The following is a 24,923-nucleotide window of genomic DNA, read 5'->3' as shown; positions in this document are numbered from 1 at the left end:
ACCATTAAATGGAGAAACTTAAAAAGTTGAGAAATAGCCTTGAATTAAATTCACTTGATGCAATACTTATAGCTAGCCCTATCAATAGAAGATATGTAACAGGTTTTACAGGAACAGCGGGAGTTGCTTTAATTTCCGATAAGGATGCAAAGTTCATCACTGACTTCAGGTATACGGAGCAGGCCGCAGACCAAGCGAAAAATTTTACTGTTATTGAACATAAACAACTGATAGAACATGAGATTGCTGATCAGTTAAGAGAAATGGGAATTAAACGGCTTGGTTTTGAAAAAGACTATGTGACTTATTCTCAGTTTGAAACCTATACGAAGAATTTTGATGTTGATCTCAAACCTGTAAGTGGATTAGTTGAAGAAATCCGGATGATTAAAACAACGGATGAACTGAATATAATGAAAAAAGCAGCAAAAATCGCAGACGATGCGTTTGAACATATTCAGTCATTCCTGAAGCCTGGTGTTAAAGAGATAGATATTTCAAACGAACTTGAATTCTTTATGCGCAGAAACGGAGCGGTATCTTCGAGTTTCGATACGATTGTTGCATCCGGCTTCCGTTCAGCATTTCCACATGGTGTTGCATCTGAGAAAGAAATTCAGAGCGGTGAACTGGTTACACTTGATTTCGGTGCACTGTACGAAGGCTATTGCTCAGATATTACAAGAACTGTTGCTGTCGGAGAAATTTCGAGCGAATTAAGGGAAATCTATGATATAGTATTAGAGGCAAATCTTCGTGGAGTGAACGGGATTAAACCGGGAATGACTGGTATTGAGGCTGATGCATTGACAAGGGACTATATTACGGAAAAAGGCTACGGGAAAAACTTCGGCCATTCCACTGGTCACGGATTAGGCTTGGAAGTGCATGAAGGACCTGGATTATCCACTCGTTCCAATAAAATTCTGGAAACAGGCATGGTGGTTACCGTAGAGCCTGGTATTTATGTTAACGGTCTTGGCGGCTGCAGAATAGAAGACGATATCGTAATAACAGATAGTGGGAATGAACGTTTGACCTTTGCTCCGAAAGAATTGATACAACTTTAAGCATTTCTACATAGGGAGGAATTAGAATGATCTCAGTTAACGATTTTAAAACTGGTTTGACGATTGAAGTGGACAAAGACATCTGGCAAGTATTGGAATTCCAACACGTAAAACCTGGTAAAGGTGCTGCATTTGTCCGTTCAAAACTCCGCAATTTACGGAGTGGGAACATCCAGGAAAAAACATTCCGTGGTGGGGAAAAAGTTAGCAAAGCACATATTGAAAACAAGAAAATGCAATATCTGTATGCTTCTGGAGATACGCATGCATTTATGGATACGAATACCTATGAACAGATTGAACTTCAAAGCAGTCAAATAGAACAGCAGCTGAAGTTCATCAAAGAAAATATGGAAGTATCAGTAATTAGCTACGAAGGTGAAATACTAGGTGTTGATCTTCCGAATAACGTAGAGTTGGAAGTAGTGGCAACCGAACCAGGGATTAAAGGTGATACGGCAAGTGGTGGATCAAAACCAGCGACACTCGAAACAGGTCATACGGTACAAGTACCATTCTTCATCAATCAGGGTGATGTATTGATCATCAATACGTCAGACGGGAAATATGTTTCAAGAGCTCAATAATTGAATGTAATAACAGGAACAGTCCTATATGGTAGGGCTGTTTTTTTGTGTGGACGTATAAAGAATAGACAACCAAAAGGAATGTGTATGTACGTTCCCATCCTTCCCTTTTCTTCTACTTCTCCGCTTCTTCAGTGGAATGATCAGCCATTTCTCATGTACATACCAATCGATAGAATTTCTTACTTACAAGAAGGTCATAAATTAACCATTTGAACATACATTTACTATAAAGCTACTTCTAAAAAGTGAGGAATCAAAATGGACGAGATTATGCGATTGTTTCCAAGTGAAATGAGGCAGGCTGTAAGAGTGAAAATCGATGATAGATGGCAATTCTTACAGGAAATACGGATACGTTTGCATCGTCCTGTAGAGCTGATTTTTGATGACAGGACAGAATGGCTGAAATCAACAGTTCCAGGAAATGATGAAGGCATTTACTTAATTAACCAGCTTAGTGAGTTTTCATTATATAGGATGGAAGATGAATTAAGAGAGGGTTATATAACGATTGAAGGCGGTCATAGAGTAGGAATTGCCGGCAAAGTAATTACTTCAAACAGCAGGGTCAAAGCAATACAGAATATTACTTTTTTTAATATTCGTATCGCAAAAGAAAAAATTGGATCCGCATCATCCATCCTCCGACATCTATTCAAGGGAGAATACTTGAACAGCCTGATTATTGGCCCACCGCAAGCAGGAAAAACAACGCTGATCAGAGACTTAACCCGATTGATTGCTAATGGAACTGAAAAAATAGAAGCAAAAAAAGTTGCAGTTGTTGATGAAAGATCTGAAATAGGTGCTTCCATAAAAGGGATTCCCCAGCATAATTTAGGATTACGAACAGATGTAATGGATGGCTGTCCGAAAGCTGATGGGATGATGATGCTGATCAGGTCCATGTCTCCAGAAGTAATGGTTGTTGATGAGATAGGAAATAAGAAAGATATTGAAGCTCTACTGGAAGCTGTCAACACGGGGGTAACGATAATTTGTACCATACATGGCAGCGATATGGAGGAATTAAAACGTCGTCCTTCATTAAAACCCGTGTTTGAACATAGGATTTTTGAACGCTTTATTTTTTTGGATAGGAAACAACAAAGACCCGGGCAAGTTGGAAAGATATTGGATAACAATGAAAATGAACTGTTTCAGAAATCGAGGTGTAAGGAAGATGAAGTGGATTGGAGCGCTACTTTTAATAGGCACAGCCACTTTGGTAGGATTTGAATGGAGTAATCGACTTACAAATAGACCAAAGCATATTCGACAATTGAAGAGCGCATTACAAATATTGGAGGCTGAAATCGTTTATAGTCAGGCACCGTTGAAAGAAGCATTCTTATCAATCTCGAAGAAAATTCCGGATCCTTTAAAAACCTTTTTTACAGGACTCGGAAATGAAATGAATGAAGAACAAATTGACTTTTTCCGACTATGGGAAATAAAAGTGGATGACCTGATAAAGAATTCCACCCTGAAAGAATCCGAATATGAAATACTGAAGCAATTCGGCAGAACACTTGGTCAACATGATATTCATCAGCAACAGAAGCACATACACCTGGCAATCGTCCATTTGGACAGAGAACTCGAAGATGCAATTGACAACAAACTTAAATATGGGAAGATGGCAAAAAGTTTGGGCGTATTAAGTGGGATATTTATTGTATTGCTACTCATCTAAAAATATTTTGATGATCGAAACGTCATATACAAGTTTTAAAATATAAAAAGTGTATATGTTGCTAGCGCTGTCTTTGGACAAGGGGAAGGAGCAGATTCATGTTTACAGATGCATCCATTCTTTTCCAGATTGCTGGAATAGGGATAATCGTGGCAATGATTCATACGATTTTAAAGCAGATGGGCAAGGAGGAAATCGCTCAGTTTGCAACATTGATTGGCTTCATTATTGTGCTGGTTATCGTAATAAATGGGCTTTCTGACCTTTTTCAGCAAATTAAATCGGTATTTCTGTTCTAGGAGCTAAAAATATATGGATATCCTGCAGATTGCTATTTTAGGCATAATAGCCAGTATTTTATATATCGTTTTAAAAGACATCAACAAGTCATTTGCTTTTTATTTGATTTTAATTACAGGCATTATTATTTTTCTTGCTATTATCCAACAGATAAGCATTATTTTTGAAATGATACAGACTTTGGGACAAAAGGCAAATATTGAAGGACTTTACATGGAAACGATTCTGAAGATTATTGGAATTTCGTATATCGCTGAATTAGCTGCCAATCTTACGAAGGATGCGGGCCTTAGTTCTGTTGCAAAATATATAGAACTTGCTGGTAAGATATTTATTCTGCTGTTGGCAGTACCTATCATAACTGCCGTCATAGAAGCTATAGTCAGCTTTCTGCCGAGTGTTTAGCATAATCTACACTATTTTCTTTGTATTGGCTGAAGGGAGCAATCGGGGTGGATGAAATCAAATAAGAAAGCTCTTATATTTCTGCTTGTATTTATATTCTTACTGAATGGCCAATCTGTCATCAATGCATCTACAGCCAGCGATGAACGTGAAATTGAGGAAGCGATACTACAGGATATTTCACTGGACGGAGTCAGTCAGTATTGGGACGAGCTTGTCAGTGATTATGGAGGCTTTTTACCTGATCTAGAAAAAATAACAATTAATGAATTTATTAAAAGCCAGGACTCATTTTCACTTAAAAATATTTCAATTGGATTTATAGATTACCTATTTCATGAGCTTATTCTCAATGGAAAGCTACTAGGAACTTTATTGATGCTTACATTATTTTCGGTTGTTTTGCAGACGATGCATACGGCATTCGAGCAAAGTGCTGTAAGTAAGATTGCTTATTTTGTTGTTTACCTGGTGCTTATTTTCATAGCGCTTAACAGTTTTTATTTGGCTGCTTCCTATACACAGGACGCAATCGATGCGATGAAGGGTTTTATGATTGCACTGCTGCCATTGGTTCTGGGGTTAATGGCAACATTTGGAAATGTCATATCTGTCTCATTTTTCCATCCGATTATTATTTTTCTCATCAATTTCAGTGGAATTCTCGTTTCTACATTTATCCTGCCATTATTATTTCTGTCCGCCTTACTGCTGATTGTCAGCAGTATGAATGATAACTATAAAGTTACACATTTGGCAAATTTATTTAAATCAGTAGGTCTGGGAACGCTTGGTGTATTCCTCACCTTATTCCTTGGTGTCATTTCGGTACAAGGAACAGCAGCAGCCATACAGGATGGCATCGCCATGAAAACGGCGAAATTCATAACGGGAAATTTTATCCCTGTAGTGGGAAGAACCTTTACGGACGCGGCCGACACGATTCTTAGCGCTTCATTGGTTCTTAAAAACGCAGTGGGGATGGCTGGTTTATTGATTATACTGTTAATTGTCGTATTTCCTGCTATTAAAATAGCTGCTATTGCATTAATCTATAAATTGGCTGCCGCCATCCTGCAGCCAATCGGTGGTGGCCCTGTAATAACAGCTTTGAATACAATCAGCAATTACATATTATATATCCTTGCATCTCTGCTTGCTGTGTCTTTAATGTTTTTATTGGCTATCGTAATCATCATTTCTGCCAGTAATATAACAATCTTGCTGAGATAGGGAGAGAAATCGATGGATGTCATTATACAATGGGTAACCCAGATTATATTATTTATTGTTATTGCTGCAATTATCGATTTATTGATCCCTGCAGATTCAATGAAGAAATATATTAAACTGGTTGTTGGATTAATTTTACTATTGATTCTGCTTAAGCCAATTTTTTATCTCTTCAATACAGATATTGAAAAGACGATTGAGACGTCAATTAACCAGATTGAACAGGAATATAAATCGGATAGTTCCATAGAAAATCAGATCGAATTTCAAAAAAAAGAAATACAGGACAGTCAACATGCATATATTTTAGAACAAATGGCTGTCCAATTGGAAAATTTAGCCGAGGACCCCTTGAAGGAAGAATATCAGGTTGAAATCAGAACGATGGATTTTAAATTCCATGACCCTGATAATATCTCCTTTGAGGAGCTTGCAGAAGTCATTGTTTATATAAATGAAGCGCAACATGGGGAGGGAGCGGTGAACACAGTTGAAGATGTCGTAATTAATTCCAGTGATCATCAGGAAAAACCTGCAAGAGATACAAATGGAATAGAAGTATTGCTAATGGATGTATGGGAGCTGACAGATAAGAAAGTATCTATTTATTGGGAGGGAGGGACATCTTGAAAAATAAATTGGATCAGTTCTTTCGACCAAAAAAAGAAGATGGAGGAGACAAAACTCCATCCAAAAAATTGGGGTATCTTATTATTTTAGGCCTGACAGGAGTATTCTTGATTATTATCAGTAATATCTTCTCGTCAGAAGAAGAACCCGAAATAATTATGCAGTCTCAAAATGAAGTCGAGAATTCATTACAGACTGAAAATTCAGCAGAGCAATCTGCTTCTGATATAAGTGAACTGGAGGACAGCTTGGCGCAACAACTTTCAGGGATGCTTAATAAAATACAGGGATTGTCCGAGGCGGAGGTAATGATAAATCTTGATGCAACCAGTGCCAATATTTATGAAAAGAACTTGATGAGGGGACAGCAGACAACTGACGAGACAGACAGAAATGGTGGTACAAGAAAAATTGAGGACCATACGGAAGAAAATCAAGTTGTTCTTGTTCGTAAGGGAGACCAGGAGGTTCCTTTACTGGTACAAACGAAGCAGCCGGAAGTCAGAGGGGTTTTTGTAGTTGCAAAAGGCGCAGACAATCCCACACTTAAAAATCAGATTGTGGAGTCAGTATCGCGCTTACTCGATGTTCCAACCCATAAAATCTCTGTAATGCCAAAAAACTAAGGAGGAGTTTTCATGTTGAAAAAACAAACGGTTTGGCTTTTAACGATGTTGAGTTTAATGATTGTGTTAAGTGTCTATTATATAATTTCCCCGACAAGTGAAGATTTAGCTTACCTTGATGATGGACAGGCAACCACAGAACAAACTTCCACTCAAGGTATAGAGGAGTCTGACGAAACCGAAGTAAATAATATATCAAATCTTGGTAAAGATGAATTATTTACAACCATCAGGATGGAGATTCAGGATGAGCGAAGTATGAAAAAAGGCCGATTGACCGACATCGTGGCATCCGCATCTGCCAATACAGATGAGAAGGAGCAGGCATTAAGAGATATTGATGTATTGGATGAGTTATCTACAAAGGAAACCATTCTTGAAGAGCAAATTATTGGTGCGACCGGCTTTCAAGATGTACTCGTCAGATCTGATGGTAGTAAAGTACATGTTCATGTAAAGGCTGATCAACTTTCAGAAACAGAAGTAGTGAATATCATGCAAATGGTAAGAGATGAATTTGGAGAAATCACTGCTGAAGTAAACTTTCAACCAACTGGAGAGTAAGACTTCGAAGGGGTAATCCTTTCACCGGGCGTCGCTGCTTAATGATAAAAATAATTAAAACGAGAAACATATCCTTTCCAACCTTTTAAGAGAATATATTGTGTATGAAAAAATCCAGACGTTATAACGTCTGGATTTTTTCATACACATTAAGTGGCATTCGCATTGTAAAATCAATACTGCTATAATGAAGGTACAAATAATATTCCAAATTATAAAAATAAAGATGTAGACTTGATGTTTAGTATTCCTTTATCGTAAACTGTTAACAGGTGTTATTAGTACCTAATATTAAATATGATGATAAGTTCTAACCTATCAGTGATAAGTATTGATTATAAGAGGGGTGTCACAAATGTTAAAAGTACAGGAAATACGGGAGATAATAAAATTGATTGACCAATCAAGCATAACCGAATTTACCTATGAAACGAACGGGACTAGCGTTTCGCTGAAAAAAGAATCTGCTGGAACAGCAACTGTTAGCGCACAGCCAGCAGCAAATCAACAAGTAAGGGTAGCCGAGGAAAAGCCTCAAGCGCAAATTCCAGTGGAATCTGATCCTAGTGAATCAGTGCCTGCTAATGAAACAACAAGCAATGCTGATTATGATTATGAAATTGTTTCCCCTATGGTAGGAACATTTTATACAGCTTCATCACCTGAAAATGATCCGTACGTTTCAACTGGAAGTTCTGTTAAACCAGATACCGTTGTGTGTATTGTTGAAGCAATGAAATTATTTAATGAAATTGAAGCCGAAGTATCCGGTGAAATTGTCGAAATATTAGCTGAAAATGGCCAACTGGTTGAATACGGACAACCATTATTTAGAGTTAAGAAAAAATAAGGGGATGAAGCAATTGATTGAAAAGTTATTAATTGCTAACAGGGGAGAAATTGCAGTCCGCATCATACGAGCATGTAAAGAACTCGATATTGAGACTGTGGCAGTCTACTCAGAGGCAGACAAAGAGTCATTGCATGTTCAATTGGCAGATGAAGCATACTGTATTGGACCCAAGCTAAGTAAAGATAGCTATCTGAACTTCGCAAATATAATAAGTGTCGCTACATTGACCGAAGTCGATGCCATTCATCCAGGGTATGGATTCCTGGCTGAAAACGCAGACTTCGCTGAACTATGTAAAGCCTGCAATATTATTTTTGTCGGTCCGACTCCTGAAGCAATCCAAAAAATGGGAATAAAAGATGTAGCCAGAGAGACAATGAAAGAAGCAAATGTCCCGATCGTACCTGGCTCTGACGGTATCATTGAAAACGAGAAGCAGGCGATTGAAGTTGCCAATGGAATTGGATATCCTGTAATTATTAAAGCGACTGCAGGCGGTGGCGGTAAAGGAATCCGTGTCGCACGATCTGAAGACGATTTAATTAACGGTATCCGGGTAACCCAAAAAGAAGCAGAAACCGCCTTTGGTAATCCTGGCGTTTACATTGAAAAATTTATTGAAGATTTTCGCCATGTTGAAATCCAAGTATTGGCAGATACATTTGGCAATACCGTGCATCTTGGGGAAAGAGATTGTACGATCCAACGAAGATTACAAAAACTTATCGAAGAAACACCTTCTCCTGCATTGACACCTGAGATTCGTGAGAAAATGGGTGCAGCTTCCGTTAATGCGGCCAAGGCAGTGAACTATGTGGGTGCAGGTACAATAGAGTTCATATTTGATAGAAAGAGCAAAGAATTCTATTTCATGGAAATGAACACACGTATACAGGTTGAACATCCTGTAACAGAAATGGTGACTGGAATTGACTTAATTAAAGAACAAATACGAATTGCAAATGGGGATGAACTCTCCTTTAAGCAGGAGGATATTGAATTTAATGGATGGTCGATTGAATGCAGAATCAATGCAGAAAATCCATTTAAAAACTTTATGCCCTCTGCAGGAGAAATTCAAATGTATCTCCCTCCTGGTGGTTTTGGCGTGAGAGTGGATTCTGCAGTCTATTCCGGCTATAAAATACCTCCTTATTATGATTCCATGATAGCAAAACTGATTACGTATGCCCCAACTAGGGAAGAAGCAATTAAGCGTATGAAACGTGCACTGGATGAATTTGTTGTTGAAGGAGTCCATACTACGATACCGTTCCATCATTTAATTATGGATCACGATGTATTTTTGCAAGGGGACTTTAACACCAATTTCCTGGAAAACAATCCAATACTTGAAAAAGAGTAGTGAAGTAACAGTAGAAGGGGTGATTTAGCATGAGTGAACAACCAATACTGGAAGTAAGTGATAACACTGCTTTAGGAAGAGTAGAGATTGCACCTGAAGTTATAGAGGTTATTGCTGGTATCTCTGCTACAGAAGTAGAAGGTCTTTATGCGATGAGAGGTAATTTTGCATCTGGTGTAGCAGAACGCTTAGGTAAGAAAGCTCACAGTAAAGGTGTAAAAGTAGAACTAACTGATGACGGAGTTGCGATAGACATCTATGTCATTTTAAATTTTGGTGTCTCCATTCCACAAGTTGCACAGGAACTCCAATCTAATATCAGACAGACGCTAGAAACGATGACAGCCATAGCATTGCAGGAAGTAAATGTTCATGTGGTCGGCATTCACATGGAAGGAAAAGAATACTCAGAAGCTGAAGAGTAAAAATTAAGCTGCACAGGCCGGAATTACCCGACCTGTGCTTTATTCGTTTGTTTCCGCTTCGTTCAGTCCGCCTGTTCTTTATATTGCCCTTTAGGTGTAAGAACTAATTGCTGCCAAAATTTTATACTTTCTTATATCTTTAGAAAACTTGGTTGTCACCAAACCTTTCGGTGACAGCCTTCCTTGCACTTATGCAAGGTGGTAAGTTTATACCTGCCTGCCTAGCAAAGGCTCTTCAATCATGTTATTATTTGAAAGAGAATATTATTGGTACATAAAAGGAGTTTATGAATGATGAAACGACATCTTGCAAGAGAAAAAGCATTTCAAATACTTTTCCAGCTGGATATAAATGATAATGATCCTCAACAGGCTATCGAAGCTTTTCTCGAGACTGAGAAAAGCGACGATTTTTTGAAAATGCTTGTTGAAGGAGTTACCGAGCATAAAGAAAAGCTTGATTCCATTATTTCGGAGAATCTTGAAAATTGGACATTAAATCGAATCGCTTCCGTGGAAAGAACCATCCTTAGAATAGCTACTTATGAATTACGTTACTTGGAAGACATTCCTAATAATGTATCTATTAACGAAGCAGTCGAATTAGGAAATACATATGGCGACGATAAATCAGGCAAATTCATTAATGGTGTATTATCAAAGATATTGGCATAAAGGAGACATTAATAATGACAGCACAACTTATTAACGGGAAAGAATTATCCGCTGTACTTAAGCAGGAAATGAAGGGAGAAGTTCAAGAATTGAAGCAACAAGGATTAACACCACATTTGACGGTTGTCCTTGTAGGCGAAAATCCCGCATCGAAATCCTATGTTAAAGGGAAAGAGAAAGCTGCTGCGGAAACCGGTATTTCTTCCTCTTTAATCGAATTACCGGAATCAACTTCGGAAGCTGAACTGCTTCAAATCATTAAAGACCTGAATACAGATGAGTCTGTACATGGAATCCTCGTACAGCTTCCACTTCCAAAGCAGATTAGTGAACAACAGGTCATTGAAACGATTCATCCAGATAAAGACGTAGATGGTTTTCACCCTAGCAACATAGGAAAGATGATGACGGGAGAGGACACATTTCTGCCGTGCACCCCATACGGGATAATCACGATGCTAAAATCCAAAAATATTGAAATAGAAGGAAAGCATGCCGTTATAATTGGTCGCAGTAATATTGTCGGTAAACCTGTTGGTCAACTGCTGTTGAATGAAAATGCAACAGTCACCTATTGCCATTCAAAAACAAAGAACTTGAAGGAACTTGCAGCAACTGCCGATATTCTTGTTGCGGCCATTGGTAAAGCTCATGCCATCACGGCTGATTACATTAAGAATGGTGCCGTAGTAATTGACGTCGGTATTAACCGGCAAGCAGATGGTACGTTAACAGGAGATGTGGATTTCGAAAGTGCAAAAGAGAAAGCTTCTTATATTACTCCGGTTCCCAGAGGTGTTGGACCGATGACGATTACAATGCTTCTCAAAAATACGATCAAGGCTGCTAAAGGACTGTCTACTATTGAATGATAACTATTTAACGGTTACTGCACTGACAAAGTATATGAAACGGAAAGTAGACATGGATCCACATTTGAAGAACATTTGGCTACGGGGTGAAATTTCCAATTTCAAACACCATAGTCGTGGTCATATGTATATGACCATCAAAGACAATCAGGCAAAGGTGCAGGCAGTTATGTTTGCGGGTAATAACAGGAACATGAAATTCAGGCCTGAGAATGGCATGAATGTACTGATAAAAGGAGAAATAAGTGTATATGAAGCACATGGTCAATACCAGCTTTATATTCAACAGATGGAACCGGATGGCATTGGTGCATTATATCTTGCCTTTGAACAATTGAAAGAAAAATTACATAGTGAAGGTCTCTTCGATGAGATTCACAAGAAGCAAATACCAGCATATCCAGAGCATATCGGTGTTATTACTTCTCCAACTGGCGCTGCTGTGAGGGATATCATAACAACAATCAAAAGAAGATACCCCGTTGTTTCTGTCACTGTCATCCCGGTTCTCGTACAAGGTCCACATGCTGCAGTGTCCATAAAAAATGCAATAGAAAGCGCCAATGATAAAAACCTTTTTGATACACTCATTATTGGGCGTGGCGGTGGGTCCATTGAAGAACTTTGGAGTTTCAACGAAGAAATAGTGGCAAGAGCGATTTTTGACTCAGAAATACCAGTTATATCAGCTGTGGGCCATGAGACAGATAGTACAATAAGTGATTTCACTGCTGATTTGCGTGCTCCGACACCTACCGGGGCGGCAGAACTTGCTGTCCCTTCTCAACTGGAGTTACGTGATAAAATCAATACAATCAGGAAAACACTCACTAGAGATATCAATAGAGAAATCGGCAATAATAAACATTATCTTGCTCGGATATTACAATCCTATGCATTTCGGTATCCGGAACAATTAGTAAGGCAAAAAGAACTGGAACTGGACAGCTATGTGGAAAAACTAGAAAGAGGAATTATAAAAAGAAATCAAGAAAACGAATCTAATTTTACACATCTTTTTAGAAGGCTGACTTCCCAGCATCCCGCCAAACAGCTGGAACAAGCGAAAAGTAATCTCTACAAATCAGTTAAACAGCAAAACAATTCCATGGCACAAATTATAGAACGAAATGCCGTTAGACTGGAAAATAACATGGATAAATTAACATTGGTAAATCCATTGGAAATAATGAAACGTGGATTTGCATTGCCATATACACAAGATGGAGAAATAATTAAAACCGTCAAAAAGGTAAAGCATGATGATGTCATAACCGTTAATTTAAGTGATGGAAATTTAAGTTGTCGGGTCTTAACGATTGAGGAGGATGCTACTTAATGAAACATGAAGATATTTCTTTTGAAGAAGCAATGGAAAAACTGGAAACGATCGTATCCAAGCTTGAAGAGGGCGATGTACCTCTTGAAAAAGCGATTAACTTTTATCAGGAAGGTATGAACCTTTCTAAAATTTGTGGAGACAAACTAAAAAATGTCCAGGAAAAGATGACGCAGATTATGAATGAGCAAGGTGATTTGCAGCCATTTGATATTCAGGAGGAAGAATAAAGATGAATGCTAACCTCTTTGACTATATAAATAAATACAGAGAAATTGTTCATAAGGAATACAATCGCTATCTAGAGATTCTCGATGTACCAGATCAACTGAAAAAATCGATGCTTTATTCTTTGGATGCAGGGGGCAAAAGGCTTCGGCCGGTTCTATTAATTGCAAGCTTTGAGGCATATGCCACTAACAATATCCAAAAAGTCCTTTCGTCTGCCATTGCACTTGAAATGATCCATACGTATTCTTTAATACATGATGATTTACCCGCAATGGATGATGATGATTACCGTAGAGGCAAACTAACCAATCATAAAGTATTTAACGAGGCAACAGCTATCTTGGCAGGTGATGCTTTACTGACATACAGCTTTGAAATTATAGCCAATGACCCTTTGCTAACTGATAGTGAAAAAGTAACTATTATTAACATGCTTGCTTTCTGCAGTGGGCCAAAGGGAATGGTTGGCGGACAAATTCTTGATATGGAAGCAGAAGATAACCCCGTTTCACTCAGTGAAATGGAACAAATTCATGCATTGAAAACAGGTGAACTGCTTAAATTTGCTATTTATACGGGAGCATATTTAGGTGATGCAACGGATGTACAGCTTGACTACTTAAAAGAGTTTGCATATTATCTTGGATTGATTTTTCAAGTTCAGGACGATATCCTGGATGTTACGGGAGAACAGGAAAAATTGGGAAAACCTGTCGGAAGTGATGAAGGCAATATGAAAAGCACTTATCCGAAATTATTAGGTCTTGAAGGAGCTATTGTGCAAAAGGAGAAATATGTAGAGCTGGCTAAACAGGCTTTGGAAAAAGCAGGTGCATCGGATTCTAATTTAATGGCTCTAACAGACTACTTCAGCAACAGGGATTATTAAATCGCCAAAGAACAAAAGCAGAGGTGCTGCCTAGAAACTTAACACATAAACAAGGAACTCAAAAAACGTGATTCGATTGCTGCTTTTTGAATTCCTTGATTACGACGGTAGTTTCTAGGAACGAGTTGACGTGGCTGTTAATGAATTATTACAGCTAAAAATTTATACTTTCTCTTCTCTTATAAAAAAGTTCTTAGAAAAGGATATTTCAAATGAGTAAAAAGCGCCTGGATGAATTATTAGTCGAAAAAGAATTAGTTGAAAACATTGATAAAGCAAAACGCATCATCATGGCAGGATTGGTTTTTTCAGAACAGGTAAGGCTCGATAAGCCCGGAATGAAAGTAGAAGAAAATTCCCATTTGACCGTTAAAGGAAAAACGATTCCATATGTCGGAAGGGGAGGGTTAAAGCTTGAAAAGGCCCTGAAACACTTCAGCATTTCTGCAACAGATCGAATATTTATCGATATTGGTTCGTCAACTGGCGGCTTTACGGATTGTGCCCTACAGCATGGTGTACGTTTAAGCTATGCGATTGATGTGGGCTATAACCAACTGGACTGGAAACTAAGGAATGATGAGCGAGTCGTAGTCATGGAGCGCACAAATTTCCGTCATGTTACCCCGGATATGCTAAAAAAAGGACAACCGGATTTGGCATCCATCGATGTATCATTCATTTCTCTAAAATTAATTTTACCAGTACTTAAAGTGCTATTATCATTAAACAGTGATGTCATTATGCTGATTAAGCCACAATTCGAAGCGAAAAAAGAACAAGTGGGAAATAAAGGAATTGTGAGAGATAAAACGATTCATATGGAAGTTTTAACCAAAATAATTGCATTTGCTGAAAAAGAGGGATATAAGTTAATTAACCTGACCTTTTCACCTATAACAGGTGGAGAAGGAAATATTGAATTTCTTGCGCATTTGGGTTGGGAAAAGGCTGTTTCGATTTCCAATGATGAGCCTCATCAAACGCTGATTGAGCAAACGGTAAACGAAGCTCATCATTTGTTATATTCTTCCACATAGGAATACCATGCGTCTTAAATGATAGGTTAAAATATAAAGAGGTGTATCATGAGTAAAATGCAACGCCATATTAAAATTCGTGAATTAATTACGGAACATGTCATTGAAACCCAGGATGATCTTGTAGATTTGTTAAAATCCCTTGGCTACAACGTGACACAAGCGACTGTTTCCAGAGATATAAAAGAGCTACAGCTTGTAAAAGTCCCTACAGTAGCAGGGCAATATAAATACAGTCTGCCTGCCGACCAACGCTTTAATCCTCTTGAAAAGTTAAAGCGTCTAATCGTTGATGCCTTTGTTAAAATTGAGCATGCCAGTCATTTTATTGTTTTGAGAACGTTACCCGGTAATGCACATGCGGTTGGAGTTCTTATCGATAACCTTGATTGGGAGGAAATAATGGGAACGATTTGTGGAGATGATACATGCTTGATTATTTGCAGAACACCAGAACAGGCTGAAGGAATTAAAAATCGATTAATTGGTATGCTTTAATGAATGACATGTGAATACTATCTTTTTATTGTTGGGGTGATGAATAACTGTGCTTACAGAAATATCTATTCGGGATTTTGCAATTATTGATGAAATTTCTATCACATTTCATGAAGGTCTTACGGTATTAACGGGAGAAACAGGTGCAGGAAAGTCCATCATCATTGACGCTATCCAGTTGTTGGCAGGTGGTAGAGGGTCAGTAGAATTTGTCAGACATGAAGCCAAAAAAGCTGAGATTGAAGGTCTATTCATCATTGACAGGAAAGACCATCCAATCTATATAGTCGGAAAACAATATGGGATTGAAATTTACGATGAACAAGTAGTGCTTCAACGCACCATAACGGCATCAGGTAAAAGTATATGCAGAGTGAACAGCAAACTGGTTACCCTTGCTATATTGAGGGAGTTCGGGAAAACATTAATTGATATCCATAGTCAGCATGAAACACAGTCATTAATGAATTCTGAAAACCACCTTGACTTCTTAGACATGTATGAGCCTAAATTGATATCCAAGGCTAAAGAAGAATATACGCAACTTTATAAAAAACTGGATACGTTGAAAAAAAGATATCAGAAGCTGAATGATAACGAACAGGAAATGGCTCACCGACTCGATTTGCTTGAGTTTCAGATGAACGAACTTGAACAGGCGAACCTGTCACCGAATGAAGATGAACTACTCGAGAATGAGCGAAACTCACTTGCAAATTTTGAACGTGTACATTCGGCGCTTCAGGACGCATACACCGCTTTGTACGGTGAGCAAAAAGGACTGGAATGGTTAAGTCAAGCTCAAACTACTTTACAGGATAACAGTAAATATGACGAATTTATAGCCGATAAATCCGAGGAAATATCCAATCATTATTTTTCCCTAGAAGAATTAACGTATGAACTGAGAAGTCAAATTGATGCACTTCAATTTGACCCGGAGCGTTTGAACGAAATAGAATCCAGACTGGATGAAATAAACCGCTTAAAGAAAAAATATGGAAGCACGGTAAATGATATTATTGCGTATATGGCTAAAATAGAAGAAGAGATGGAGCAAATTACAAATAAGGATTCCCACCTGTCTTCATTACTTCAGCAAATCGAAGAAACAGAAAAAGATGCATTTTTGGAGGCAAAGCAACTTCATGATATCCGAAAAAAAGCAGCTGTGTCATTAACAAAAGAAATTTACAGTGAACTTAAAGGACTGTATTTAGAAAAGGCTTCTTTTTCCATAAAATTTCTTGAAGATGAAATACAGTCTAAACCAAAGCTTCATAAAAACGGTTTTGATCAAATCAAGTTCCTCATTTCAACAAACACTGGTGAACCGTTAAAAGAATTAGCAAAAGTAGCGTCAGGTGGGGAACTTTCCAGAATAATGCTTGCTCTGAAAAGAATATTTTCCAAGCATCTAGGAATTACGAGTGTTATTTTCGATGAAGTTGATACAGGTGTAAGTGGTCGTGTTGCACAAGCCATTGCTGAAAAGATTTATCAAATTTCCAATGATTCACAAGTGTTGTGTATCACACATTTACCGCAAGTTGCAGCGATGGCTGATACACATAAATTTATCCAAAAAAATGAAAAGAATCATCGAACCTCAACAAATGTGAAGGAATTGACCGACGTAGAACAAATTGAAGAATTGAGCAGAATGATTACTGGTACAAAGTTGACGGAAACGGCAAAAAACCACGCTAAAGAAATGCTGACACTTGCTTCTGCATTTAAAACAAATTAATAAGGGATAAAATTCGTTAAAAACCGGAAAATATAGTATCCGGTTTTTTTATTTTCCTTTTTTAGCAATTTTATCAACTCAATCTTAGACAGGTACATGCATGTATACACTTATACTTGGTTTGCAAAAAAAGTGACAGGTAATGTTACACATATATCATATGTTTCTCCAGTTTATTTTGTACCTATCCAGGTCAAATTAGGAGTACAGAATTGAGGTATGTTGTGGGTTGGGAGAAGGAGCGTGATTCGAGTGAAAGATAAAAAAATAAAAAATCTTACAGTTTCACTATGCAGTATCCTTTTGATTATTCTATTCGCATCTTCAATATATAACGTTGGAGCAGGACAGATAAGTTTTGTTTATGGAAATGAAATTACAGCATTTCAGAATCAGACAAATAGTACAAATCCAACAAATGAGGACAGAATAAGTAGTGAAACAGTAAGTCATCAAGTTAGTCAGGCATCCGTTCTTCCCATGAGAAAAGTTAGCCGTACGACAGATTTAAGCGAAATTCGAGTAATTCCCGGAGGACAATCAATTGGTGTAAAATTAAGTACGCTTGGAGTATTAGTTGTTGGACACCATCTTGTTAATGGTGATGCAGGAGTCTCTTCCCCTGGTGAAGAAGCCAAGGTAAATGTTGGCGACGTGATACTAAAAATCAATGGCGAGCCAATAAACGGGATGAGTGATATCAAATCATACGTGAAAAAAGCAGGCCAAAATCATAGTAAAATGGATTTAACAATTAAACGAGGTGAAGAAACATTAAACACTTCCCTTCAACCTGTACTCGATGAAAAAGAAAAGGAATATAAAATTGGATTATATATACGTGACTCTGCTGCTGGTATCGGAACGATGACGTTCTATGAACCAAAATCCAAAAAATATGGGGCTTTAGGACATATCATATCGGATATGGATACGAAAAAGCCAATTGAAATAAATAATGGGACAATCGTAAATTCTTCCGTTACGTCCATCGAAAAAGGCAATAACGGTGTGCCCGGTGAGAAGCAGGCAAAATTTTCTGTTGATCAGGATAAAATAGGAACAATTACGAAGAACACACCATATGGAATATTCGGTAAACTTGAAGAATCCATAAAAAATGAAAAAGTTAACAAACCATTGCCTGTTGCATTATCACATGAAGTAAAAGAAGGACCCGCAAAAATTCTTACTGTTGTCGAAGATGAAAAAATTGAAGAATTTGACATTGAGATCGTAAGCAACATACCCCAAAAATTTCCAGCAACCAAAGGTATGGTAATCCAGATTACAGATCCAAAATTATTGCAGAGTACCGGCGGCATTGTTCAAGGTATGAGCGGCAGCCCGATTATACAAAACGGAAAAGTGATTGGAGCGGTAACACATGTGTTTGTAAATGATCCGACTTCAGGCTATGGCGTCCACATCGAATGGATGCTGCAGGATGCAGGAATTATATCAAAACGATCAAATGATAAAGAAGCAGCTTGAATCATGCTTGTAGTGGAAAAAATATCCATTACAAGCATTTTTTTAGTAGCAATTGTTAAAATATTTGTTATAATAAAATTATAGTAAAATAAAATTCGACAAAACGATTTTTTTATTATCGAATACTATCGTAAATAGGAGGAAAGTGGAAGATAATGAAGAATATCTAAATTTTTTTAATGTTTTTTAAATAAAAAGAGGATATTTTCACTTTTTGTAGAATATGTAAATAGGATACCAGCACAAAGGGGAGGAAACGTATTTTGGATAAAATATCAGTATGCTTAGTTGATGATAACAGAGAATTGATTCAGTTGATGGGGGAGTATTTCGAGGAACAGGATGATATTGAGGTTATAGGTACAGCTTATAATGGCAGGGATTGCATATCCATGCTTGAGCAGAGAGATCCAGATGTTTTAATATTAGATATTATCATGCCGCATATTGATGGACTTGCGGTTTTAAATACATTGAGAACAATGGGAAAAAAGAATAAGCCACATGTTATTATGCTTACTGCTTTTGGTCAGGAAGAGGTTATGAAAAAAGCTGTTGACCTCGGAGCTTCCTATTTCATTTTAAAACCATTTGATATGGATAATTTGGCTGATCAAGTAAGGCAGGTACAGGGAGCAACTTCCATTAGCCCGAATATGAGCAAATCATCAAAGGTGGAAAGAAAAAAGCAGGACTTGGAAGCCAATATTACCAATATTATTCATGAGATTGGAGTTCCCGCTCATATTAAAGGATACATGTATTTAAGGGAAGCAATTACAATGGTCTATAATGATATAGAACTGCTCGGGTCCATCACGAAAGTACTTTATCCGGATATAGCCAAAAAGTTTAATACGACAGCTTCTAGAGTGGAGAGAGCAATTCGTCATGCCATCGAAGTAGCCTGGAGCAGAGGAAACATCGATTCGATATCGGCTTTATTCGGTTATACGATCAATATTTCCAAAGCAAAACCTACAAATTCCGAATTCATCGCAATGGTAGCAGACCGATTACGTCTCGAACATAGAGTGAGTTAAAAAAAGAAAAAATATTACCTTCTTACGGTAATATTTTTTCTTTTTTATGGATGATACACCAGTTCATGAGTCGTACAAAAAACAGTGTTGCTTAGCGCCTGACCTTAGTAGGGGTGATTAAAAGGCGCTTACGCTTCTTTCTGTTCCTGCCGATTATTCAAAGAAAGCAGTATAAAGTGACTGAATTGCATCATTAATATCAGAGGCTTGAATACCGAACATCATGGAAACCTCAGAAGAACCTTGATTGATCATTTCAATGTTAACATTGGCTTTTTCGAATGCAGATGTAGCTTTTCCTGCCACTCCGATGGTATTTACAAGACCTTCACCTACAACCATGATTACTGCTATATCTCTATGAATACTCACTGTGTCGACATGTAATTCTTCTTTTATACGATTTACAACGGTATTTTCTTTTTCTGCAGTAAATTTACTGTCCCTAAATATTACCGACATGTCATCGATTCCGGATGGGGCGTGTTCAAATGAAATACCTTCATCTTCAAAAATATTCAATAATTTACGTCCAAACCCAATTTCACGGTTCATTAAATATTTGCTTACATACAAACTGCAAAAACCAGTATCACTCGCAATTCCAACAACACATTTTTCACTTGCTTCCTTTTCTGCGACGATGAGTGTACCTCGGGCTTCCGGATTATTTGTGTTCTTAATGCATACAGGTATCTTTTCCCTAAATGCCGGAATTAGTGCTTCATCATGAAATACTGAAAACCCAGCGTAGGACAGTTCACGCATTTCTTTATATGTCAGGGTAGTTATCTCTTTAGGATTTTTGACAATAGTGGGATTTACAGTGTAAACGGAGTCGACATCTGTAAAATTTTCATACATTTCCGCTTTTATTCCTGCAGCGATAATAGAACCAGTAATATCAGAACCACCTCTGGAGAATGTAACTAATTTTCCTTCCTTCGAATAGCCAAAGAAACCTGGGATGACAAGAACACCCTCCTTTTCACGAAGGGTATATATTTTATCGAAGCTTTCCGGTAATATTCTGGCATTTCCCGGTTCATCGCTGACAATTATACCGGCTTCTTTAGGATTAACATAGGATGCTTCTATGCCTAGTGTATTTAGGTAAGCACTAAGTATTTTAGCTGAGCTATTTTCACCGATTGCTTTAATGGCATCCATTTTATTTTCCGGTGAACCTTCAACTGCCAAAGCCGATTTAATATCTGTTTCGATTTCAGTATACACTGAATCATCAACTTTCAAGTCTTCAATGATTTCAGAGAAACGATTCAAAACAGCAATTAGATTTTCTTCATATGTCGCTCCATTCATGTACGCTGTACCGAGCTCAATAAGCATGTCTGTCATCTTAATATCGTCGCTAAATCGTTTACCAGGAGCGGAAACAACGACAAATTTTCTGTTGGGGTCACTTTTAATGATGTTCCCTACTTTTATCAACTGCGTTGCATTTGCTACTGAACTTCCCCCAAATTTTGCTACTTTCATTACAGAATCCCCCTGAAACACTTAATTTTTTACTAATATACCATATTTAAACGGCAAATCGTTAAAAATAATAAAAAAAGACGGATAATTTTCCATCTTTTTTAATTACTTTTATGCTGATTATTCTCCTTCAAATGCTGTTGCTTTTTTTTGTCCCTATAAATAATGAACCCTCCAAGAAAAAGTATGCCACCAATAAATAGTAAGAGACCGATAACAAACTGAATACTTGCGTAAAAGAATATCGGGTAAAAATCATTGAAAAGCGTATCGCGCATTAGTTTAATACCAAAGGCAGCAATGACCCCGGGAATAAAAAGCATAAGAAGTGCAATAAGTCTCACCATTCCATTTTCCCCTTTGATATTTTATCTTTGTTTCACCTATCTAATCAAGTATATCAAAATATAATAATAATAGAAATGTTTGTCTATTTGCTAATTCATGCATACTAAAGTAAACTAATATCATGCAAATAATTGCAAGGTGGGATCGCATGAAACGTATACTTATTGTCGGAGCAGGTAAAGGTGGCAGTGCCTTATTCAATCTGCTTCAGGAGATGGAGACCATGGAGATTGCTGCTGTAATTGATATTAATAAAAATGCAACAGGATTAAAGATGGCTTCAAGGAAATCTATTCCTGTCGGATCAGAATGGATTACGTGGATTGATAAAGATATCGATATTGTAATTGAAGCAACTGGCGATGAAAGCGTACTTGAGGAAATTATAGAGAAAAGACCTAAGAAAACGGTTGTTATTCCCGGTTCGGTTGCCTACATTATTTCAGAACTGCTAGATGAAAAAGAATCCCTTCTGAAAAGGTTAAAATCCCAGACAAAGAATCAGGAACTGATTTTAAATCACATTCATGACGGCATGATCGTTATCAACAGAAGTGAAAAAATCCAATTTATAAACAAAAGCGCTGAAAAGATCCTTGATAAAAAGCGAGAGCAATTTGAAGGTAGAAATATTAAAGAGCTAATCGCTACAACAAGACTACCGCACGTTCTGCAAACGCAGAGAAAAGAAGTAAACCAAAAGCTTATCCTTAAAAACGGCAAAAAAGTCGTTTCAACGAGAATTCCAATTATTAACGAAATAGGGGAGTTAATCGGGGCTTTTGCTGTATTCAAGGATATCACGGAAGTTATGAAGCTTGCAGAGGAAAATACGGATCTTATCGAAATTAAAATTTTGCTAGAAGCCATTATTAAATCCTCCGATGAAGCGATTAGCGTTGTAGATGAAAACGGAAAAGGACTTATTATCAACCCAGCTTACACTCGTATAACCGGATTACAAGAAAAGGATGTTATCGGACTTCCTGCTACTGTAGATATTTCCGAAGGCGAAAGCTTACACATGAAAGTTCTCCAAACGAGAAGGGCATTCCGGGGGGGCCGTATGAAAGTAGGACCTGGAAAGAAAGAAGTAATCGTAAATGTAGCTCCAATCATCGTCAATGGAATAATTAAAGGTAGCGTAGGTGTTCTGCATGATGTTACTGAAATCCAGTCACTGACAAAGGAATTACAAAGAGCCCGACAAATTATTCGTAATCTGGAAGCAAGATATACGTTTGATGATATTATAGGAAGCTCTCCGGAAATGAAACTTGCGCTGGAACAGGCAAAAGTTGGAGCAAAAACGCCTGCAACAGTATTATTGAGAGGCGAATCAGGTACAGGAAAAGAACTATTTGCGCATGCAATCCATAATGAAAGCGATCGAAAACATAATAAATTTATCCGGGTAAACTGCGCAGCAATTGCAGAATCTTTACTGGAAAGTGAGTTATTCGGCTATGAAGAAGGCTCCTTTACCGGTGCTAAACTGGGTGGTAAAAAAGGATTGTTTGAAGAAGCAAATCACGGTAGCATCTTTCTTGATGAAATAAGCGAACTCTCATTGAATGTACAGGCCAAATTACTTCGGGTTCTGCAGGAAAATGAAATTGTGAAAGTAGGGGGATCCAAACCCATTTCTATCGATGTACGTATAATAACTGCAACAAATGTAAATCTTGAAAAAGCCATCACGAATAATACGTTTAGAGAGGATTTATACTATCGATTAAATAAACTTCCTATATTCATTCCGTCCGTTAAAGAAAGAATGAGCGATTTACCGGAATTAATTCACCATATTATTCAGAAAATAAATGAAGACTATAGTAGAAATGTACGGACAATTTCAGATGAAGCACTACATGAATTAAAACAACACGCTTGGCCAGGTAATGTGCGAGAACTCGAAAATGTAATCGGCCGCGCCATGATTTTTATGGATTTGAATGAAGAAGTCATCAAAAAGCAATACATACCAGATTTGTCCGGGAAACCAAAAAAAGCGCGCCAACCTGCGACAACACTTATAGAAGAAAATTCCTTGCAGTATGCAACGGAATTATTTGAAAAAGATTATATTTCCAGAATTTATGAACAGAATGATTTTAATAAAACAAAAACCGCTAAAGCATTGGGTATTTCCGTGCGTAACTTATATTATAAAATGGAGAAATATAATCTTGAATAAAATAGCATGCAAATATTTGCATGTGTGCAATATTTTGCGCGTTTCACTGACGCCAAGTCTACATTTATAACGGATAAGTGTTGGCATATTTTTTGCTGTATTCATTATGAAACTTTCAATACACCATCGATTAGCTGTAAAAGGGTATTTTACAGCTAATCAATTTATCACTAGTATTTTTAGGAGGAATTCACATGGAAATCTTTACTCAGCTTGAAAAATATGATTATGAGCAATTGGTTTTTTGTCAAGACAGAAATTCAGGATTAAAAGCCATTATTGCATTGCATGATACAACACTTGGGCCTGCACTTGGCGGGACAAGAATGTGGACATACGACTCTGAAGAGGATGCAATTGTCGACGCACTTCGATTGGCAAAAGGCATGACGTACAAAAACGCTGCTGCTGGCTTGAATCTGGGTGGCGGGAAAACAGTAATCATCGGAGACCCGAGAAAGGATAAAAATCCTGAAATGTTTCGTGCCTTTGGCAGATATATCCAAGGTTTAAATGGACGTTATATTACGGCAGAAGACGTTGGCACAACCGTAGAGGATATGGACCTTATCCACTTGGAAACCGAATTTGTTGCAGGAACTTCTTCTTATACAGGTGCATCGGGGAACCCATCACCGGTTACTGCTTTTGGTGTCTATAAAGGGATGAAAGCATCTGTTAAAGAAGCGTTTGGTGATGATTCGTTGGAAGGGAAAACAATTGCCGTACAAGGGGTGGGAAACGTAGCATACGCTTTATGCGAATATCTCCATAAGGAGGGTGCACAGTTGGTTGTGACGGATATTAACAAAGATGCCGTTAGACGTGCAGTAGAAGCATTTGGAGCAAAAGCCGTCGACCCTGGAGATATTTATGAAACGGAATGTGATGTATATGCACCTTGCGCATTAGGGGCGACGATTAACGATGATACTATTCCGAAGCTAAAAGCAAAAGTAATTGCTGGTTCTGCTAATAATCAGTTAAAATCAACCTCTCATGGAGATTTCATCCATGAAAAAGGAATCGTTTATGCTCCGGATTATGTTATTAATTCAGGTGGCGTTATCAATGTAGCAGATGAACTTGCGGGTTATAATTCAGAACGAGCAATGAAAAAAGTTGAAACGATTTACACTAGTTTGGAGCGCGTTTTTGAAATCTCCAAACGGGATAAAATTCCAACGTATGTTGCTGCTGATCGTATGGCAGAAGAGAGAATTCAATCTGTCAGAAACTCAAGAAGTCAATTCTTACTGAATGAACGTCATATTTTAAGTGATAGATAA

General features: G+C 37.7%; 27 protein-coding genes. 25 read left to right on the top strand and 2 right to left on the bottom strand.

The genetic code is table 11. The annotated features are described in order from the left end of the window. Positions 1-8 precede the first annotated feature (8 nt). The 23 genes from MN204_RS15430 to spo0A all read left to right on the top strand — a co-directional run bounded on the left by MN204_RS15430 (position 9) and on the right by spo0A (position 19,589). The gene (locus tag MN204_RS15430) at positions 9-1,070 is read left to right on the top strand and encodes a M24 family metallopeptidase (RefSeq protein WP_249871971.1); all 1,062 of its coding nucleotides are present in this window, start codon (positions 9-11) and stop codon (positions 1,068-1,070) included. A 26-nt stretch (positions 1,071-1,096) separates the two neighbouring features. After that, on the top strand, positions 1,097-1,657 hold the full coding sequence (gene efp, locus MN204_RS15425; protein WP_249871970.1) for an elongation factor P: 561 nt from the start codon (positions 1,097-1,099) through the stop codon (positions 1,655-1,657). Positions 1,658-1,918: 261 nt separating this feature from the next. Continuing rightward, positions 1,919-2,899: a stage III sporulation protein AA gene (spoIIIAA, locus tag MN204_RS15420; protein ID WP_249871969.1), complete on the top strand. Its 981-nt coding sequence runs from the start codon at positions 1,919-1,921 to the stop codon at positions 2,897-2,899. Then, complete coding sequence (gene spoIIIAB, locus MN204_RS15415) at positions 2,844-3,356, top strand: stage III sporulation protein SpoIIIAB (protein WP_249871968.1); 513 nt, start codon at positions 2,844-2,846, stop codon at positions 3,354-3,356. The genes spoIIIAA and spoIIIAB overlap by 56 nt, the downstream gene beginning before the upstream one ends. Before the next feature lie 98 nt (positions 3,357-3,454). Beyond that, positions 3,455-3,655, top strand: a complete 201-nt coding sequence (spoIIIAC, locus tag MN204_RS15410) for a stage III sporulation protein AC (RefSeq protein ID WP_067728093.1) — start codon at positions 3,455-3,457, stop codon at positions 3,653-3,655. 13 nt (positions 3,656-3,668) lie between these two features. Beyond that, the gene (gene spoIIIAD / locus MN204_RS15405; RefSeq protein ID WP_249871967.1) at positions 3,669-4,061 is read left to right on the top strand and encodes a stage III sporulation protein AD; all 393 of its coding nucleotides are present in this window, start codon (positions 3,669-3,671) and stop codon (positions 4,059-4,061) included. 51 nt (positions 4,062-4,112) lie between these two features. Beyond that, a complete protein-coding gene (gene spoIIIAE / locus MN204_RS15400; protein WP_249871966.1) occupies positions 4,113-5,294 on the top strand; it encodes a stage III sporulation protein AE in 1,182 nt (393 codons plus the stop codon). 12 nt (positions 5,295-5,306) lie between these two features. Further along, positions 5,307-5,924: a stage III sporulation protein AF gene (spoIIIAF, locus tag MN204_RS15395; protein WP_249871965.1), complete on the top strand. Its 618-nt coding sequence runs from the start codon at positions 5,307-5,309 to the stop codon at positions 5,922-5,924. Further along, a complete protein-coding gene (gene spoIIIAG, locus MN204_RS15390; RefSeq protein WP_249871964.1) occupies positions 5,921-6,550 on the top strand; it encodes a stage III sporulation protein AG in 630 nt (209 codons plus the stop codon). Before spoIIIAF ends, spoIIIAG begins: the two co-directional genes overlap by 4 nt. Positions 6,551-6,562: 12 nt before the next feature. Further along, positions 6,563-7,114, top strand: a complete 552-nt coding sequence (locus MN204_RS15385; RefSeq protein ID WP_249871963.1) for a SpoIIIAH-like family protein — start codon at positions 6,563-6,565, stop codon at positions 7,112-7,114. Between the two features lie 355 nt (positions 7,115-7,469). Further along, entirely contained in the window at positions 7,470-7,964 is a 495-nt protein-coding gene (gene accB, locus MN204_RS15380) for an acetyl-CoA carboxylase biotin carboxyl carrier protein (protein WP_249871962.1), read from the top strand. Positions 7,965-7,977: 13 nt separating this feature from the next. Beyond that, positions 7,978-9,333 carry an acetyl-CoA carboxylase biotin carboxylase subunit gene (gene accC, locus MN204_RS15375; RefSeq protein ID WP_249871961.1) on the top strand — a complete coding sequence of 452 codons (1,356 nt, stop codon included), beginning with the start codon at positions 7,978-7,980 and terminating at the stop codon, positions 9,331-9,333. 29 nt (positions 9,334-9,362) lie between these two features. Beyond that, positions 9,363-9,758 (top strand): Asp23/Gls24 family envelope stress response protein, encoded by a 396-nt coding sequence (locus MN204_RS15370; protein ID WP_249871960.1) that lies wholly within the window; start codon positions 9,363-9,365, stop codon positions 9,756-9,758. 294 nt (positions 9,759-10,052) lie between these two features. Then, positions 10,053-10,433 (top strand): transcription antitermination factor NusB, encoded by a 381-nt coding sequence (gene nusB / locus MN204_RS15365; protein ID WP_249872004.1) that lies wholly within the window; start codon positions 10,053-10,055, stop codon positions 10,431-10,433. 14 nt (positions 10,434-10,447) lie between these two features. Beyond that, a complete protein-coding gene (gene folD / locus MN204_RS15360; protein WP_249871959.1) occupies positions 10,448-11,305 on the top strand; it encodes a bifunctional methylenetetrahydrofolate dehydrogenase/methenyltetrahydrofolate cyclohydrolase FolD in 858 nt (285 codons plus the stop codon). Next, the gene (gene xseA, locus MN204_RS15355) at positions 11,298-12,644 is read left to right on the top strand and encodes an exodeoxyribonuclease VII large subunit (RefSeq protein WP_249871958.1); all 1,347 of its coding nucleotides are present in this window, start codon (positions 11,298-11,300) and stop codon (positions 12,642-12,644) included. The genes folD and xseA overlap by 8 nt, the downstream gene beginning before the upstream one ends. Next, positions 12,644-12,874 (top strand): exodeoxyribonuclease VII small subunit, encoded by a 231-nt coding sequence (locus MN204_RS15350; protein ID WP_249871957.1) that lies wholly within the window; start codon positions 12,644-12,646, stop codon positions 12,872-12,874. The genes xseA and MN204_RS15350 overlap by 1 nt, the downstream gene beginning before the upstream one ends. A 2-nt stretch (positions 12,875-12,876) precedes the next feature. Then, complete coding sequence (locus tag MN204_RS15345) at positions 12,877-13,764, top strand: polyprenyl synthetase family protein (RefSeq protein WP_249871956.1); 888 nt, start codon at positions 12,877-12,879, stop codon at positions 13,762-13,764. 212 nt (positions 13,765-13,976) lie between these two features. After that, positions 13,977-14,804, top strand: a complete 828-nt coding sequence (locus tag MN204_RS15340; protein ID WP_249871955.1) for a TlyA family RNA methyltransferase — start codon at positions 13,977-13,979, stop codon at positions 14,802-14,804. Between the two features lie 48 nt (positions 14,805-14,852). Then, positions 14,853-15,302, top strand: a complete 450-nt coding sequence (gene ahrC, locus MN204_RS15335) for a transcriptional regulator AhrC/ArgR (protein WP_249871954.1) — start codon at positions 14,853-14,855, stop codon at positions 15,300-15,302. A 49-nt stretch (positions 15,303-15,351) separates the two neighbouring features. Continuing rightward, positions 15,352-17,052, top strand: coding sequence for a DNA repair protein RecN (gene recN, locus MN204_RS15330; RefSeq protein WP_249871953.1), 1,701 nt, complete (start codon positions 15,352-15,354; stop codon positions 17,050-17,052). Positions 17,053-17,304: 252 nt separating this feature from the next. Then, entirely contained in the window at positions 17,305-18,546 is a 1,242-nt protein-coding gene (gene spoIVB / locus MN204_RS15325; protein ID WP_249871952.1) for a SpoIVB peptidase, read from the top strand. Between the two features lie 263 nt (positions 18,547-18,809). Then, the gene (gene spo0A / locus MN204_RS15320; protein ID WP_249871951.1) at positions 18,810-19,589 is read left to right on the top strand and encodes a sporulation transcription factor Spo0A; all 780 of its coding nucleotides are present in this window, start codon (positions 18,810-18,812) and stop codon (positions 19,587-19,589) included. A 153-nt stretch (positions 19,590-19,742) separates the two neighbouring features. Here the strand turns inward: spo0A and MN204_RS15315 are convergent, their stop codons facing one another. Both MN204_RS15315 and MN204_RS15310 read right to left on the bottom strand, forming a co-directional pair. Further along, a complete protein-coding gene (locus MN204_RS15315) occupies positions 19,743-21,089 on the bottom strand; it encodes an aspartate kinase (RefSeq protein WP_249871950.1) in 1,347 nt (448 codons plus the stop codon). Positions 21,090-21,190: 101 nt separating this feature from the next. After that, positions 21,191-21,436: a DUF2627 domain-containing protein gene (locus tag MN204_RS15310; RefSeq protein WP_249871949.1), complete on the bottom strand. Its 246-nt coding sequence runs from the start codon at positions 21,434-21,436 to the stop codon at positions 21,191-21,193. 149 nt (positions 21,437-21,585) lie between these two features. On the opposite strand from MN204_RS15310, the gene MN204_RS15305 reads away from it, so the two are divergent. Both MN204_RS15305 and MN204_RS15300 read left to right on the top strand, forming a co-directional pair. Next, positions 21,586-23,634: a sigma 54-interacting transcriptional regulator gene (locus MN204_RS15305; protein ID WP_249871948.1), complete on the top strand. Its 2,049-nt coding sequence runs from the start codon at positions 21,586-21,588 to the stop codon at positions 23,632-23,634. Between the two features lie 194 nt (positions 23,635-23,828). Next, the gene (locus MN204_RS15300; protein ID WP_249871947.1) at positions 23,829-24,923 is read left to right on the top strand and encodes a Leu/Phe/Val dehydrogenase; all 1,095 of its coding nucleotides are present in this window, start codon (positions 23,829-23,831) and stop codon (positions 24,921-24,923) included.

The organism is Oceanobacillus saliphilus (assembly GCF_023522835.1).
GTDB lineage: Bacteria > Bacillota > Bacilli > Bacillales > Amphibacillaceae > Oceanobacillus > Oceanobacillus saliphilus.
Note: the sequence above shows the minus strand (reverse complement) of the source record. Positions and strands in the feature narration are given on the sequence as shown.

What these genes read in the sequence shown, in the direction of transcription:
- spoIIIAB (WP_249871968.1), top strand. Translation starts at nt 2,844, where the DNA reads ATGAAGTGGATTGGAGCGCTACTTTTAATAGGCACAGCCACTTTGGTA.
- accB (WP_249871962.1), top strand. Translation starts at nt 7,470, where the DNA reads ATGTTAAAAGTACAGGAAATACGGGAGATAATAAAATTGATTGACCAA.
- spoIIIAD (WP_249871967.1), top strand. Translation starts at nt 3,669, where the DNA reads ATGGATATCCTGCAGATTGCTATTTTAGGCATAATAGCCAGTATTTTA.
- MN204_RS15385 (WP_249871963.1), top strand. Translation starts at nt 6,563, where the DNA reads ATGTTGAAAAAACAAACGGTTTGGCTTTTAACGATGTTGAGTTTAATG.
- MN204_RS15305 (WP_249871948.1), top strand. Translation starts at nt 21,586, where the DNA reads ATGAAACGTATACTTATTGTCGGAGCAGGTAAAGGTGGCAGTGCCTTA.
- MN204_RS15350 (WP_249871957.1), top strand. Translation starts at nt 12,644, where the DNA reads ATGAAACATGAAGATATTTCTTTTGAAGAAGCAATGGAAAAACTGGAA.
- MN204_RS15370 (WP_249871960.1), top strand. Translation starts at nt 9,363, where the DNA reads ATGAGTGAACAACCAATACTGGAAGTAAGTGATAACACTGCTTTAGGA.
- efp (WP_249871970.1), top strand. Translation starts at nt 1,097, where the DNA reads ATGATCTCAGTTAACGATTTTAAAACTGGTTTGACGATTGAAGTGGAC.
- MN204_RS15315 (WP_249871950.1), bottom strand. Translation starts at nt 21,089, where the DNA reads ATGAAAGTAGCAAAATTTGGGGGAAGTTCAGTAGCAAATGCAACGCAG.
- spoIIIAF (WP_249871965.1), top strand. Translation starts at nt 5,307, where the DNA reads ATGGATGTCATTATACAATGGGTAACCCAGATTATATTATTTATTGTT.
- MN204_RS15430 (WP_249871971.1), top strand. Translation starts at nt 9, where the DNA reads ATGGAGAAACTTAAAAAGTTGAGAAATAGCCTTGAATTAAATTCACTT.
- MN204_RS15300 (WP_249871947.1), top strand. Translation starts at nt 23,829, where the DNA reads ATGGAAATCTTTACTCAGCTTGAAAAATATGATTATGAGCAATTGGTT.
- MN204_RS15345 (WP_249871956.1), top strand. Translation starts at nt 12,877, where the DNA reads ATGAATGCTAACCTCTTTGACTATATAAATAAATACAGAGAAATTGTT.
- nusB (WP_249872004.1), top strand. Translation starts at nt 10,053, where the DNA reads ATGAAACGACATCTTGCAAGAGAAAAAGCATTTCAAATACTTTTCCAG.
- folD (WP_249871959.1), top strand. Translation starts at nt 10,448, where the DNA reads ATGACAGCACAACTTATTAACGGGAAAGAATTATCCGCTGTACTTAAG.
- spoIIIAC (WP_067728093.1), top strand. Translation starts at nt 3,455, where the DNA reads ATGTTTACAGATGCATCCATTCTTTTCCAGATTGCTGGAATAGGGATA.
- spoIIIAA (WP_249871969.1), top strand. Translation starts at nt 1,919, where the DNA reads ATGGACGAGATTATGCGATTGTTTCCAAGTGAAATGAGGCAGGCTGTA.
- spoIIIAE (WP_249871966.1), top strand. Translation starts at nt 4,113, where the DNA reads ATGAAATCAAATAAGAAAGCTCTTATATTTCTGCTTGTATTTATATTC.
- MN204_RS15310 (WP_249871949.1), bottom strand. Translation starts at nt 21,436, where the DNA reads ATGGTGAGACTTATTGCACTTCTTATGCTTTTTATTCCCGGGGTCATT.
- MN204_RS15340 (WP_249871955.1), top strand. Translation starts at nt 13,977, where the DNA reads ATGAGTAAAAAGCGCCTGGATGAATTATTAGTCGAAAAAGAATTAGTT.
- ahrC (WP_249871954.1), top strand. Translation starts at nt 14,853, where the DNA reads ATGAGTAAAATGCAACGCCATATTAAAATTCGTGAATTAATTACGGAA.